Here is a 14,749-nt window from a genome sequence, read left to right on the forward strand (position 1 = left end):
GCAAAAAAAAACCCACCAATCGGTGGGTTTTTTTATGGCTGCGTTACATCAGAACATCCGCGTTTTCGGCACATCGCCTGCTGTTGGTTGTTTCTGACCGGTCGGAGTCTGCTCGTACCAGCCGCCACCCAGGGCGCGGTACAAATTGACTTCGCTGTTGAGCTGCGACAAGCGATCGCTGATCAACGACTGCTGCGCGCTGAACAACGAGCGCTGGGCGTCGAGGAAGGTCAGGTTGCTGTCGATCCCGATGCGGTAACGACGCTCGGCCAGACGGTAGTAGTCCTGGTTGGCCTGCACGAAATCGCTTTGCGCCTGAAGTTGGTCCTTGAAGGTCTTGCGTGAAGCTAGACCGTCGGACACTTCCTGGAAGGCTGTCTGAATCGCCTTCTCGTAGTTGGCGACGCTGATGTCCTTCTGGATCTTCGAGTAATCGAGGCTCGCACGCAGGCTGCCGGCGTTGAAGATCGGCAGGTTGATCTGCGGCTGGAACAGCCACGTACCCGAACCACCCTTGAACAGGCCGCTCAAGTCACCGCTTGCGGTACCGGCACTGGCCGTCAGGCTGATGCTCGGGAAGAACGCTGCACGGGCGGCGCCGATATTGGCGTTGGCTGCCTTGAGGTTGTATTCGGCTTGCAGGATGTCAGGACGACGCTGCAACAGGTCCGAAGGCAAGCCAGGCGGCAACTCGGTGAGCAAGTCGTTGCTCAGCGGCTTGGAGGCCGGCAGGTTCTCCGGCAGGGCCGTGCCAATCAACAGGGTCAGGTTGTTCTCGTCCTGAGCCACCAGACGCTGATAGCGCGAAAGGCTGACGCGGGCGCTTTCCACCGAAGTGCGCGACTGCGCAAGATCAAGCGCAGAGGCAACACCGACTTCGCTGCTGCGCGAGGTCAGGCGGAAGCTTTCTTCAAACGCGCCCAGTGTGTCTTGCGTCAGTTTGAGCAGCTCTTTGTCCGCCTGCCAGGTCAGGTAGGCGTTGGCGACGTTGGCCACCAGGCTGATCTGCGTGCTGCGACGGGCTTCTTCCGTGGCGAAGTATTGCTGCAGCGCCTGTTCGCTGAGGCTGCGGATACGGCCGAACAGGTCCAGCTCGTAGGCGCTGATGCCCAGGCCCACCGAATACTGGCTGGTGATCCCGGACTGACCGGTCTGCGACAGGTCGCCAGGCACCCGTTGACGAATACCGCTGCCCTCGGCGTTGACCGCCGGGAACAGGTCGGCACGCTGGATGCGGTACTGAGCGCGGTAGGCATCGATGTTCAGCGCCGCGACGCGCAGGTCGCGGTTATTGACCAGCGAGGTCTGAATCAGCTGTTGCAGCGCCGGGTCATGAAAGAACTGACGCCAGCCTTGCTCGGACGCTGCCACGTTGGCCGCCTGGGCCGGCGAATACGCCGGACCTTGCGGATACTGCGCGGCGACCGGCGCGGCAGGCTGGTTGTAATCGGGGATCAACGAGCAGCCGCCGAGAATGAACGCGGTGACTGCCAGCGAGATCAGGGACTTGCTCATTGGCCAGCCTCGTCGTTTGGTGTGGTGCCTTGTGGGGTGGTATGTCGCTGTTTGCTCTTGAACAACCCGGAGATCGTGACGAAGAACAGTGGTACCCAGAAGATCGCCAGGACCACGGCCGTGATCATACCGCCGATTACGCCCGTACCGATCGAATGCTGACCGCCCGAACCGGCGCCAGTGGAGATCGCCAGCGGCACAACACCGAGGATGAACGCCATCGAGGTCATGATGATCGGTCGCAGACGCATCCGGCAGGCTTCAATCGCCGCATCCACCAGGCTCTTGCCTTGTTCATGCAGCTCTTTGGCGAACTCGACGATCAGGATGGCGTTCTTCGCCGCCAGACCCACCGTCACCAAGAGGCCCACCTGGAAGAACACGTCGTTGGACAGACCGCGCAGGCTGGTGGCAATCAGTGCCCCGATGACGCCGAGGGGGATAACCAGCAGGACCGCGATCGGAATCGACCAGCTTTCGTACAAGGCCGCGAGACAGAGGAACACCACCAGAATCGAAATGGCGTACAGCGTAGGCGCCTGCGATCCCGAGAGCCGTTCTTCATACGACAGGCCTGTCCAGGAATAACCGATACCGGCTGGCAGTTTCTTGACCAGCGCTTCGACCTCGTCCATCGCCTGGCCCGAGCTGTAGCCCGGCGCCGGAGTACCGAGCACTTCTTCGGCCGGCACGCCGTTGTAACGCGACAGCTTGGGTGATCCGAAGACCCACTCGCCACTGGCGAACGAGGAAAACGGCACCATCTCGCCGGCGCTGTTGCGCACATACCATTTTTCAAGGTCTTCAGGCTTCATCCGAGCGTTCGGCTGACCCTGCACGTACACCTTCTTCACCCGACCGCGGTCGATGAAGTCGTTGATGTAGCTACCACCGAAGGCGACGGACAACGTGGTGTTGATGTCGGTCAGGGTGATACCCAATGCGCTGGCGCGCTCATCGTCGATGATCAGTTGGTACTGCGGTTCATCGTTCAGACCGTTGGGGCGAACGCCCGCCAGGATCTTGCTTTGAGCCGCCATGCCGAGGAACTGGTTACGCGCTTCCATCAGCTTGGCGTGACCCACGCCGCCCTGATCCTGCAGGTAGAAGTCGAAACCGGTGGCGTTACCCAATTCCAGTACCGAGGGTGGAACCACGGCGAAGGAGAGGGCGTCGCGGAACGTGAAGAAGTGGTTCTGAGCGCGTTTGGCCAGGGCGAAGACGCTGTTGTCCTCGTCGCGATCAGCCCACGGTTTGAGCAGGATGAACGCCAACGCAGAACTCTGCCCACGACCGGCGAAGTTAAAGCCGTTTACCGTAAAGACCGACTGAACGGCGGCACTTTCCTTATCGAGCAGGTAAGTACGTGCTTCGTCCAGAACCGCCTGGGTCCTGGCCGCCGACGATCCGGCCGGGGTCTGAACCTGGGCGAAGATAACGCCCTGGTCTTCTTCCGGGAGGAACGTGGAGGGGATGCGGGTGAACATCCAGATCATGCCGGCGAAGATCAGCAGGTAAACCAGGTACGCCGGAATCTTGTGGCGCAGCATGTTACCCACGCCGCGCTCGTAGCTGAGTACGCTGCGATCGAAGGTGCGGTTGAACCAGCCGAAGAAGCCACGACGCGGCTGACCGTGCTTTTCATGGTCGATCGGCTTGAGCAAGGTGGCGCACAAGGCCGGGGTGAAGATCAACGCAACGATGACCGACAGGGCCATCGCCGACACGATGGTGATCGAGAATTGCTTGTAGATCACACCGGTGGAGCCGCCGAAGAACGCCATCGGCAACAGCACCGCCGAAAGCACCATGGCAATACCGACCAGCGCGCCCTGGATCTGCTCCATGGACTTGATCGTGGCATCTCGAGGCGACAGTTTCTCCTCTGCCATGACCCGCTCGACGTTCTCCACCACGACAATGGCATCGTCCACCAGCAAGCCGATGGCCAGGATCATGCCGAACATGGTCAGGGTGTTGATGGAGAAGCCGAAGGCCGCGAGGATGCCGAACGTGCCGAGCAATACCACCGGGACCGTCATCGTGGTGATGATGGTGGCGCGGAAGTTCTGCAGGAACAGGTACATCACCAGGAACACCAGCACGACCGCTTCACCCAGGGTATGAATCACCCCGTTGATCGATTCGCTGGTTACCGGCGTGGTGTCATACGGGTAAACGGCCTTCATGCCAGGCGGGAAGAACGGCTCGAGCTGGGCAACGGTGGCCCGGATGGCCTTGGCCGTGTCCAGGGCGTTGGCGCCGGTGGCGAGTTTGATCGCCAGGCCAGACGCGGGCTTGCCGTTGATCTGTGCGTCGATGCTGTAGTTCTCGGCACCAAGGCCGACAGTGCCGACATCACGGATACGCACCTGCGATCCGTCCTGGTTGACCTTGAGCAGAATGTTGCCGAACTGCTCGGCCGTCTGCAGGCGGGTCTTGCCGATGATGGTGGCGTTGAGCTGCTGATCCTTGACCGCTGGCAGACCGCCCAGTTGACCGGAAGACACCTGAACGTTCTGACCGGAAACGGCCGTTCGCACGTCCACCGGAGTCAGCTGGAAGTTATTCAGCTTGGCAGGGTCGAGCCAGATACGCATGGCGTACTGCGCACCGAACACCTGGAAGTCACCCACACCGGAGGTCCGCGAGATCGGGTCCTGCATGTTCGAAACGATGTAGTTGGCCAAGTCTTCCTTGCCCATGCTGCCATTTTCCGAGATCAGGCCGATCACCATCAGGAAGTTCTTCACCGCCTTGGTCACGCGGATACCCTGTTGCTGCACTTCTTGCGGCAGCAGCGGGGTCGCCAGGTTCAGCTTGTTCTGCACCTGAACCTGCGCCGTATCGGGGTTGGTGCCCTGATTGAACGTCGCGGTAATGGTCATGCTGCCGTCGGAGTTACTTTCCGAGGCGACATACCGCAGGTTGTCGATGCCGTTGAGCTGTTGCTCAATGACCTGAACCACGGTGTCCTGCACGGTTTGTGCGGACGCGCCTGGGTAGGTCACCTGAATGGCGATGGCCGGTGGTGCGATGGCCGGGTATTGGTTGATCGGCAACTTGAGGATCGATAGAGCCCCAACCAGCATGATCACGAGGGCAATTACCCACGCGAAAATGGGTCGGTCGATGAAAAATTTCGACATGAATTACTCCCCTTTACTGCCTGCGGCTTTCTCGGTTGCCGGAGCAGCGGCCGGGGCGGAATCTGCAGTTTTTACGTTCTTGGCATCAGCCACGGTGACGGTGCCACCCGGCTTGACGAATTGCAGGCCTTCGGTGATCACGCGGTCGCCGGCGCCCAGGCCTTTCTCTACGACCCAGTAAGCGCCATCGGTGCGACTGGCGGTCAGCGTGCGCTGCTCGACCTTGTTGTCGGCAGTCACGATCAAGGCAGTCGGCGTGCCTTTCAGGTCACGGGTAACGGCTTGCTGCGGTACCAGGATTGCCTTGTCATTGACGCCAGCCTGCAGCTGGGCGTGGACAAAGCTGCCGGGCAACAGACGGTGCTCAGGGTTCGGGAACACGGCACGCAAGGTCACCGAGCCGGTGGTCTGGTCGACCGACACTTCGGAGAACTCAAGCTTGCCTTCCTGGGCGTAGTGGCTGCCGTCTTCCAGGGTCAGTCTGACCTTGGCGGCGTTGTCGCCTACTTTCTGCAACTTGCCGCTGTCCAGTTCGCTGCGCAGACGCAGCATGTCGACCGACGACTGAACGACGTCGACGTAGATCGGATCCAGCTGCTGGATCACGGCCATGGCGTCGGCCTGACCGCTGCTGACCAGTGCGCCTTCGGTCACGGAGGAACGACCGATGCGGCCGGAGATCGGTGCATACACCTTGGTGTAGCGCAGGTTGATCTCGGCAGTTTGTACAGCAGCCTGGGCTTCACGAGCGGAACCGACGGCGGTGTCGTATTCCTGACGGCTGACAGCCTTCTCGTCGATCAGCTGCTTATAACGGCCGGCCAGGGAGTTGTTCGCCTGGAAGGTCGCCTTGGCGCTGTCGTAGTTGGCTTGATAGACCGCAGGGTCGATCTGATACAGCTGCTGACCGGCCTTGACGTCGGCGCCTTCAGTGAACAGGCGCTTGAGGATGATGCCATTGACCTGCGGGCGCACTTCGGCGACGCGGAACGCAGTGGTCCGGCCCGGCAATTCGCGGGTCAGGGTATAGGCTTGAGTTTGCAGGGTAACTACGCCGACCTGAGGGGGCGGTGGTGCAGCGGCCGCTTCTTCCTTTTTGCTGCATCCGCTGAGCAGCGATGCCAGGGCGACGGCAGTGACCAGTACGGTAACAGCTGGCTTGAATTGCATGAAGATCCTCGGGTCAGGAGCTAGCGCTCATGAAAGGTGGGAATGGGCGAAAGACGTTTTCCGGCTGGATAAGTAGCAAGCTAACGAATATACTTACGTTCACGGCTGTTTGTAAATACCCCGGCCTGCGACAATCAGGCGCAGCGAGCCAACTTTTGCACACTCGGGACAAGGCAATACAAGGGCCGCCCGCGACGCTGCTCCAGCTGAAAAGCCGGACAGTCTGAAGGAATTTTATTGAGGTAGTACTGCCATGGTCCGACGGACTAAAGAAGAAGCCCAGGAAACCCGCAAACAGATCATGGAAGCGGCGGAGCGGGCTTTTTACGAGCGAGGCGTGGCCAGGACCACCCTGGCAGACATTGCCGCGCTGGCGGGCGTCACCCGTGGCGCGATCTACTGGCACTTCAGCAATAAGTCGGACCTGGTGCAGGCGATGCTCGACAGCCTGCACGAGCCGCTGGAGGAAATGGCCAGAAACAGCGAAAGTGAGGACGAAGTCGACCCACTGGGCTGGATGCGAAAACTGCTGATTCATTTGTTTCAACAAGTTGCAATGGACCCCAAAACCCGTCGCATCAATGAAATCCTCTTCCACAAGATCGAATTCACCGATGAGATGTGTGACATGCGTCGCCAGCGGCAGATTATCTCCCTGGACTGCAATGAACGCATTGCGCTGACGCTTGGTAATGCCGTACGTCAGGGGCAGTTACCCGCTGATCTTAATCCGATTCGTGGAGCCATCTGTCTGCATGCGTATATCGACGGCGTGATGGGTCAGTGGCTCCTGGTCCCCGACAGCTTTTCGTTATACGAAGAAGCGGAACGTCTGGTAGACACCGTGCTGGACATGTTGCGTTTGAGCCCCGCGCTGCGCGGATAGGCCCTGGCAAGCAGATCCACTTTTACTGACCGGCCTGCTTCCCGGCTGTAGGACAATCCAGCCGGTCGACTATAACTGCATGGCGGTTAGCCTGCATCTATACCTTTGCCTCCAACGCTTGAACAGTCGGTTTACCTACCCTTTACGTTTCCAAAGGCCTGTCCGGGGTATCGGCACGGATTCAGCCAGCGTGAGCGGCGGTCGGCCCGGACCGCCGCATCGATGGGCAGAGCAGGGACCGACCGTCACCCGATCCGTCAGCGATCCTTGTCGTCGCGGCCTCGCAACAGATGGTTGGGCATCGCCGCTGCAGCAGCGAGCCCCAGCAACGACACCGCCGCACTGGCCAGCAACAGATGCTGAAAGGTCGTTGCCAACTGCCCACGCAGCAGTTCAAGCGCCGGGCCGCTGGCGGCGTGCAGGCTGTCCATCAGCACGTTGCCGGAAGCGCCTTCGCCCACTATCGGGCCGCTGACGGCATCGCCCACCCCGGAATCCGCCAGCATCGCCAGCAGCAGCGCGGACATCGACGCCACGCCCACTGCGCCACCCAGTGAACGAAACAGGTTGGTGGTGCTGGTGGCCACGCCCATGTCTTTGGCATCCACCGAGTTTTGTGTGCCCACCAGTGAGGTGGGGAACTGCATCCCGCTGGCGATCCCGGTGAGCACCATGAACACGCCCGTCAACCACGCCGAGTCCGGGGGCGTGAAGGCAATGCCGGCGATGGCCAGCGGCATCAGCAGGGCGCCGGTAAAAATGATGGGTTTGTAGCGACCGGTCAATGAGGTGCGACGACCACCGAAGTAAGCGCCCATGGGCATGCCAATCGCCAGCGGCATCAGGTGCAGGGCGGCGCTGTCGGCACCGCCGCCGGTAATGGTCTGGTAGCGCAGCGGCAGCAGCACGATCAGCGAAATGGCCTGAAAGCTGGTGAAGAAGATCGTGCACCAGCACAGCACCGCGCTGCGATTGGCGAACAGGTGCATGGGCAGCAGCGGCTCGCGGGTGCGACGTTCGTAGATCACGAACAGCACCAGCGCCAGCAGGGCAACGCCCAATTGAGCGAGCACGCTCTCGTCCCGCCAGTGATGACCCTGTCCGATTTCGGTGATGCCCAGCAGCAAGGCGGTCAGCCCAATGATCATCAACACCGTGCCGAGGTAGTCGATAACCGGCTTGCGCTGCGGGATCGGAAGACCCACCAGCGTCTTGCGCGCCACGCACCAGGCGGCAAGCCCCAGCGGCAGGTTGATGAAAAACACCCAGCGCCACGACACGTACTCGGTCATGAAGCCGCCGAGCACCGGCCCGGCGACGCTGGCCGCCGCGTACATCCCGCTGAAATAACCTTGATACCGCCCGCGTTCCCGGGGCGGGACGATGTCGCCGATGATGGCCTGGCTGACCGACACCATGCCCCCTGCGCCAATCCCCTGAAGCACCCGCGCCAGCACCAGTTGCTCCATGCTCTGCGCCATGCCGCAGAACAGCGACGCCACGGTGAATGTGCCCAGGCCGAACAGCATCAGCCGGCGGCGCCCGTACAGGTCACCGAGCTTGCCGTAGATGGGGACAGCCACGGTCAACGCCACCATATACGCCGAAATCACCCAGGCGAGCAGGTCGAAATCATTGAATTGAGCGGAGATGGCGGGGATGGAGACCGCAACGATGGTCTGATCCAGGGCACTGAGAAAGACGGCCATCATCAGCGCGAACAAGACGCTGCGGATGTCCGGTCTGGTTTGATTGAGACTGGTCAAGGCTGGGACCCAACTGGCAGGTTGGCCCACCGAACACGTCAGCGGGCAGGTCCCTCAGTCTATTCCGTTAGCTTGCTAATCGATAGCCGCCTTCCGCACTCGGTCGACAGGCGAAGCTCACCTCATCGCAAGGCGCTGAAGCTGGCCGCCGTTGGCAGACAGTGACCAAACGAGCAGGCTATGACGTGGGGCGTTTGCCGCATCTGTTCAATCCGATAGGCGCCAGCGCCATACAACGACAGTACAAATGCGACAGCCAGTACATAAACGCATTGTCTTTTTATTGTGGTTTTCATGCTGTGTACCTCGATCCGACTCAAAAATGTTTCAGACGGGACAAGGTGAGTGTAGGTCGGTATTGAGATGCTGCTGGGCCGATGGCAGATTGAATGTTTATATCAGCGCGTGGTTTCCAGAACGAAACGCTTCTGTGCGCGGGAATTCACTGGCGCCTGCAGAGGCGCAACGACACACGAGAACAAGGATTCAGAAACATGGCAACCTGCGGCGAAGTGTTGGTGAAGTTACTCGAAGGCTACGGCGTCGAGCAGGTGTTCGGGATTCCCGGCGTGCACACCGTGGAGTTGTACCGCGGGCTGGCCGGTTCGACCATCAACCACGTGACCCCTCGTCACGAGCAGGGCGCAGGCTTCATGGCCGACGGTTACGCCCGCACCCGCGGCAAGCCGGGGGTGTGTTTCATCATTACCGGGCCCGGGATGACCAACATCACCACCGCCATGGGCCAGGCGTACGCCGATTCGATCCCCATGCTGGTGATTTCCAGCGTCCAGTCGCGCAGCCAGTTGGGTGGCGGGCGAGGAAAGTTGCACGAACTGCCGGCGCAGGGCGCACTGGTGGCCGGGGTCGCGGCGTTTTCCCACACGTTAATGTCGGCCAAAGAGCTGCCGTCGGTGTTGGCCCGCGCTTTTGCGCTGTTTCAGGCCGGTCGTCCGCGCCCGGTCCACATCGAGATCCCGCTGGACGTGCTGGTTGAAGATGCCGACGAGTTGCTCGACAGCGCGCCTGTCATAGTGACCCGCGCCGGCCCGTCGCCCGCCGCGATCAAGCAGATGAGCACTTTGCTGGCCAATGCCAGACGACCACTGATTCTTGTGGGCGGCGGTGCCATCGATGCTGCGGCGGCGTTGACCGGGCTGGCCGAACGACTGGACGCCCCGGTCGCCCTGACGATCAACGCCAAAGGCATGTTGGCGTCCCATCACCCGTTGCTGATCGGTTCGACCCAGTCGTTGGACCCGACCCGCGAACTGATCGAGGCCGCCGACGTGGTGCTGGCCATTGGCACTGAACTGGCCGAAACCGACTACGACATCACCTTCCAGGGGCACTTCAAGATCCCCGGCACATTGCTGCGGATCGATATCGACCCCGACCAGACCGTGCGCAACTTTATGCCGAAGGTGGCGTTGGTCTCCGACGCTCAGACCGCAGCCGAGGCGCTGCTAGCGGCAGTGAACGACGAGCAGTTGCCGGCACGCGTCGAAGACTGGGGCCGTCAGCGCGTGTCGGCGCTGCGCACCACCCTCGATGCTGGTTGGGATGAGGCGACTCTCGGCCAGACCCTGTTCCTCAACACCGTCCTTGAAGTGCTGCCGAACGTGGTGCTGGTGGGCGATTCGACCCAGCCGGTTTACACCGGCAACCTCACGCTGGACCTCGATCACCCGCGTCGCTGGTTCAACTCCTCTACCGGTTACGGAACGCTGGGTTACGGGTTGCCCGCTGCCGTCGGCGCCTGGCTCGGCAGCCAGGACAAGGGCGAGCGCAACCCGGTGGCCTGTCTGATTGGCGATGGCGGGCTGCAATTCACCCTGTCGGAACTGGCCAGTGCGGTAGAGGCGCGCGCGCCGATCATCGTCCTGCTGTGGAATAACCAGGGCTACGAAGAGATCAAGAAATACATGGTCAACCGCAATATCGAGCCGGTGGGCGTGGACATCTATACCCCTGACTTCATCGGCGTGGCCAAGGCGCTGGGCTGCGCGGCCGAAGCCATCAGCACCGTCGAGCAATTAAAAGCGGCGCTGACGGCGGCCAATGATCGGCCGGGGCCGACGCTGATTGAGATCGACCAGCGCCAGTGGATGCAGGGATTGCAGGCGTCATAACCTACCGAGCTTTTTCGACATCTGTCAGTCCGTCATCGCGAGCAAGCTCACTCCTACAGGGAACTGGCAGCACGGTAGGAGATCCCCCGTCGTCCAGACGCCGCGCAGTCGCGCAGCAAACTGGGAGGCCTACGGTGCTTTTGATTCTGGCCGCAGGCCGTGGGAGCTGGCTTGTCCTGCGATCTGCCGGGAACCGGCAGTGAAACCTGTGCACACGGCGCGTCCGACAGGCCGAGGACTTAGGTTTGGGGCCGCTGCGCAGCCCATCGTCGGCAAGCCGGACTCCCACGCCCTCCGGGCAGAAGCAAGGTTGTTGAGCCTTCAAAATCAACAACAAATCCCTTGTTTGATGAGGAGATCCCCCGTCGTCCAGGCGCCGCGCTGTCGCGCAGCAAACTGGGAGGCCTACGGTGCTTTGAATCTGGCCGCAGGCCGTGGCAGCTGGCTTGTCCTGCGATCTGCCGGGAACCGGCAGTGAAACCTGTGCACGCGGCGCGTCTGACAGGCCGAGATCTCAGGTTTGGGGCCGCTGCGCAGCCCATCGTCGGCAAGCCGGACTCCCACGCCCTCCGGGCAGAAGCAAGGTTGTTGAACCTTCAAAATCAACAACAAATCCCTTGTTTGATGAGAGTGAGCTTGCTCGCGATAGCGCCGTTAAAGGCCAGCCCCGGCCCGGTCAGACGCTCTTGCGCAGGCGCGCCAGGTCCCGAAGCGGCGGGGCGCCGAACAGCCGGCTGTATTCGCGGCTGAATTGCGACGGGCTTTCGTAGCCCACTTTGTAGCCGGCGGCGCAGGCTTCGAGCCCATCGTTGAGCATTAGCCGGCGGGCTTCCTGCAGACGCAGCTGTTTCTGGTATTGCAGCGGGCTCATGGACGTGACCGCCTTGAACCGATGGTGCAGCGTCGAGACGCTGAGGTTCACTTCCCTAGCCAGTTCATCAATGCGCAACGGCTGCTGAAAGTGCTCGTTGAGCCACTTGATCGCCTGGGTTACCCGATGGGTCTGGCAGCTGGTAATGGCGATTTCGTACAAGCGATGCCCCTGCTGCCCACGCAACAGGCGATACAGAATTTCGCGGTTGATCAACGGCGCCAGCATGGGGATATCTTTCGGGCTGTCCAACAAACGAATCAGGCGGATGACCGCGTCGAGCAGGGTGGTGTCGATGCGCTCGACGTACAGCCCACGGCCGCTGGGCCGCGCCGGGACGCTCATGGGGCCGGCCTCGGCAATCAGCGCGTTGATTTCCACGGGGTCGATGTCGATCCGCATGGCCAGGTGCGGCTCATCCTGGGAGGCGTGCACGATCTTGCCGCTGATGGGCATTGCGACTGACACCACCAGGTAATGCAGCGGATCGTAGGTGAAGTAACTGTCGCCCAGTTTCACGTCCTTGCTGCCCTGGGCCATGATGCACAGCGCAGGCTGGACCACGGTCGGAATGGACTGGGTCGGGTAGTCGTGACGCACCATGAACAGCGATTTGATAGCCGTGGCCTGGCTGCCTTCACCCTTGGCGAAACGCTGAATCAGCTCGGCCAGTTCCGCACGCTGTTGCTGCAACTGCGCGCTCAGTTCAGGCGGAACCGGTTCTTCCAATGAAACGCTGGGGCTGGCTGGTTGCGCCATGAGTGATCTCCGACAGGCCTATGAGGTGACATAGCTTATTTTTGTGCAAGGGGCGGCGTTAAGCGAATCCTGCCGGATGATTGCCTGATTCTGTCGCGGTCCGCGGCGCGGCGCAATGATGGGCCTTTGAGGCCTGCGGTACTTGCTTAAAAGTCCCTGGTGCCTTGGCCGGCTGTCAATGCACTTGCACATTCGGACACCTATGACGGCGCAGGATCAGGCAATAACCGGGCAGTAATCGGCTACCGAGGTTTGCCTGTGTCTCGTTAATCTTCTGTTCTGCCGCAACCGCGACCTGCCGGGATGCGGCTGAACAAAGGAGAGCAGACATGTCCAGATCTTCCGTTGTGAGCCACCACATCACCGCCCGAGCGAGCGCAGGACGCAGTGAGCACCTGGGTGCGGTACTCAGCACATTGATAGCCTCAGCCTCAGTCGCCCAGGGGTGTCTGCATTTTGCCTTGCAACGGTCCATGACCGATGGCGATCTTTGGGTGCTCAGCGGGACATGGGCTGGCGAGCAGGCGATGAGGGATTGGTTTTGCTCGCCTGACCTGACCGTTTTTTCTGAGCTGGTGGCCGGCCACGTCGTCAATAGCTTCGATTTTCAGACGTTTGTCTGCGTTAGCCCTTCAACGGCCTCGCGATCTAGCTCGCGCCTTCAGACTGAGCCAGTCTAGATCCCCGCCTTTAGCTCAAGCAGGGTCCCCTCATGGCACGCAAAGAATTTCAGCACTTCGAAGCCGTTTCCGCGGCGTCTCCCCGCGAGGGTCGCTACAACGCCGCCATCGCGGTGAAAGGCATCGGCGCGGGCGGCGCACCGACGTTTCACCACGTGCTGAAGGACCAGACCTTCGCCACTGCGCTGGAGGCCGATCAAGCCGCGGTCCAGGAGCTGGAGCGTCTGATCGACGTGACGCCAGAAGGCGAGCTGTTGTTCGCCCTGGACTGATCAGGCTGTTGGCCGGTACATCTTGAACAGCGCTTCGGGGCCCAGCTGGAAGTAATCGGCCGGGCCGCCGCCGCGCAAGATGGGCTCGCCGGCGGCCGTGTCGTAAATCCCGTCCTTGAGCAAGCGCTTGGCGATATGCACCGCCACCACCTCGCCCAGGATCAGCCACGACGGCACTAGCGCTTTGTCGGCGCGTTGCAGCTGAATGATCTGCGTCACTTTGCATTCAAAGGCTACCGGCGTTTCCTTGACCCGTGGTACCGACACGATGCGTGACGGTTCTGCGGTCAGGCCGGTCAATTCAAATTCGTTCACGTCCGGGCCGACCGGTGCGCAGCTCAGGTTCATCTGTTCGGCCAGCGGGCGCGTGGCCAGGTTCCAGACGAATTCGCCGGTTTGCTCGATGTTGTTCAGGCTGTCCTTGCGACCGACGCTGCAAAAACCAATGATCGGCGGGATGTAGTTGAAGGCGTTGAAGAAGCTGTACGGGGCAAGGTTGAGTTTGCCCTCGGCGTCGTGGGACGAGATCCAGCCAATCGGGCGCGGCCCGACGATCGCGTTGAACGGGTCGTGTGGCAGCCCGTGGCCGTTGGCGGGTTCGTAAAAGTGGATATCGTCTGACATGGCGCGTTCCTGAAGAAGCTGCTGACAAAGGTGTGGTCGTCATAGTGCAAGGCATTGACGATGGATTCCACCGCTCTGACCCGCCCGATCGGCATTTAGCTGCACAAAAAGCCAGGCCCCGAAAATGATCAAGCCCGGCATAAGCCGGGCTAGTGGGGACACGTGAATCAGAACGCTATTAGCTGACGCGATTGTTGCCAACACGATCGGCACCGTCAGCAGCCAGGCGGTTGGCACCGACGTGATCGGAACCATCAGCGGCTTGACGATTGTTGCCGACGCGATCAGCACCGTCAGCAGCGAGGCGGTTGGCACCAACGTGATCAGAACCATCAGCGGCTTGACGATTGTTGCCGACGCGATCAGCACCGTCAGCAGCCAGGCGGTTGGCACCAACGTGATCAGAACCGTCAGCAGCCTGGCGATACGAACCGGTGTGCGAGGCGTTGGTGTGTGACGAACCACCTTCAGCAACAACAGTTGCGTTCAATACAGAGTGAGTATCAGTGACCGGCAGAGCAAAGGCGCTCGATGCCAGGATTGAAAGAGTAAGGCCAAAAATCAGTTTGTTGGTTTTCATGATTAGTTGCTCCAGAAAGTTAAATAATTGGGTAACTCGGTATGGAGGCAAGTCTACGCGCGCAGGGATTAAGGAGAAGTTAACAAGATTACTAGCGAACATCGCCAAAAATGATAGTTGGCTGCAGCGCCCGGTTTTAAAGCGTTTCAGCCGAATCTGTTCCGCATTGGGGCGTTTTCTTGCTGATAAGGCAAATTCGCCTCTTGACTGTAGGATGTATTTTGTGGTTTAGAATTTTGAAATGAGCGAAGGGACGCTGACATAGCGCAGGTGCCGCTGGCGCGATTTACGCAGCGTGACTGACCGCCGAAATCGAAGGAAGCCGTGTGAGCCGTGGCATGTGGC

General features: G+C 60.7%; 11 protein-coding genes. 4 read left to right on the forward strand and 7 right to left on the reverse strand.

What is annotated here, in order from left to right; genetic code table 11:
* Positions 1-48: 48 nt before the first annotated feature.
* The 3 genes from ABQX22_RS19075 to ABQX22_RS19085 are packed head-to-tail and all read right to left on the reverse strand — an operon-like array spanning position 49 to position 5,834.
* Positions 49-1,515, reverse strand: a complete 1,467-nt coding sequence (locus ABQX22_RS19075) for an AdeC/AdeK/OprM family multidrug efflux complex outer membrane factor (protein ID WP_349801405.1) — start codon at positions 1,513-1,515, stop codon at positions 49-51.
* Complete coding sequence (locus tag ABQX22_RS19080; protein WP_349801406.1) at positions 1,512-4,664, reverse strand: efflux RND transporter permease subunit; 3,153 nt, start codon at positions 4,662-4,664, stop codon at positions 1,512-1,514. The genes ABQX22_RS19075 and ABQX22_RS19080 overlap by 4 nt, the downstream gene beginning before the upstream one ends.
* Positions 4,665-4,667: 3 nt before the next feature.
* On the reverse strand, positions 4,668-5,834 hold the full coding sequence (locus ABQX22_RS19085; protein ID WP_349801407.1) for an efflux RND transporter periplasmic adaptor subunit: 1,167 nt from the start codon (positions 5,832-5,834) through the stop codon (positions 4,668-4,670).
* A 253-nt stretch (positions 5,835-6,087) separates the two neighbouring features.
* On the opposite strand from ABQX22_RS19085, the gene ABQX22_RS19090 reads away from it, so the two are divergent.
* Positions 6,088-6,720 (forward strand): TetR family transcriptional regulator, encoded by a 633-nt coding sequence (locus ABQX22_RS19090; protein WP_349801408.1) that lies wholly within the window; start codon positions 6,088-6,090, stop codon positions 6,718-6,720.
* A 257-nt stretch (positions 6,721-6,977) separates the two neighbouring features.
* Here the strand turns inward: ABQX22_RS19090 and ABQX22_RS19095 are convergent, their stop codons facing one another.
* Entirely contained in the window at positions 6,978-8,486 is a 1,509-nt protein-coding gene (locus ABQX22_RS19095; protein ID WP_349801409.1) for an MDR family MFS transporter, read from the reverse strand.
* Positions 8,487-8,980: 494 nt separating this feature from the next.
* Between ABQX22_RS19095 and ABQX22_RS19100 the strand changes: the two genes are divergently transcribed.
* Complete coding sequence (locus tag ABQX22_RS19100) at positions 8,981-10,618, forward strand: 5-guanidino-2-oxopentanoate decarboxylase (protein ID WP_349801410.1); 1,638 nt, start codon at positions 8,981-8,983, stop codon at positions 10,616-10,618.
* A gap of 676 nt (positions 10,619-11,294) precedes the next feature.
* Here ABQX22_RS19100 and ABQX22_RS19105 read toward each other — a convergent pair.
* A complete protein-coding gene (locus ABQX22_RS19105; protein ID WP_349801411.1) occupies positions 11,295-12,248 on the reverse strand; it encodes an AraC family transcriptional regulator in 954 nt (317 codons plus the stop codon).
* Between the two features lie 329 nt (positions 12,249-12,577).
* Between ABQX22_RS19105 and ABQX22_RS26985 the strand changes: the two genes are divergently transcribed.
* Together ABQX22_RS26985 and ABQX22_RS19110 are read left to right on the forward strand one after the other, a co-directional pair.
* Complete coding sequence (locus ABQX22_RS26985) at positions 12,578-12,928, forward strand: antibiotic biosynthesis monooxygenase family protein (protein ID WP_441005311.1); 351 nt, start codon at positions 12,578-12,580, stop codon at positions 12,926-12,928.
* Between the two features lie 32 nt (positions 12,929-12,960).
* Positions 12,961-13,200 carry a hypothetical protein gene (locus tag ABQX22_RS19110; RefSeq protein ID WP_349801412.1) on the forward strand — a complete coding sequence of 80 codons (240 nt, stop codon included), beginning with the start codon at positions 12,961-12,963 and terminating at the stop codon, positions 13,198-13,200.
* Here ABQX22_RS19110 and ABQX22_RS19115 read toward each other — a convergent pair whose 3' ends face one another.
* Together ABQX22_RS19115 and ABQX22_RS19120 are read right to left on the reverse strand one after the other, a co-directional pair.
* Positions 13,201-13,824 (reverse strand): flavin reductase family protein, encoded by a 624-nt coding sequence (locus ABQX22_RS19115; RefSeq protein WP_349801413.1) that lies wholly within the window; start codon positions 13,822-13,824, stop codon positions 13,201-13,203.
* Between the two features lie 178 nt (positions 13,825-14,002).
* Positions 14,003-14,404, reverse strand: a complete 402-nt coding sequence (locus ABQX22_RS19120) for a hypothetical protein (RefSeq protein WP_349801414.1) — start codon at positions 14,402-14,404, stop codon at positions 14,003-14,005.
* Positions 14,405-14,749: the final 345 nt, after the last annotated feature.

Origin of the sequence: Xanthomonas sp. WHRI 1810A (assembly GCF_040202885.1) — a bacterium.
Classification (GTDB): Bacteria; Pseudomonadota; Gammaproteobacteria; order Pseudomonadales; family Pseudomonadaceae; genus Aquipseudomonas.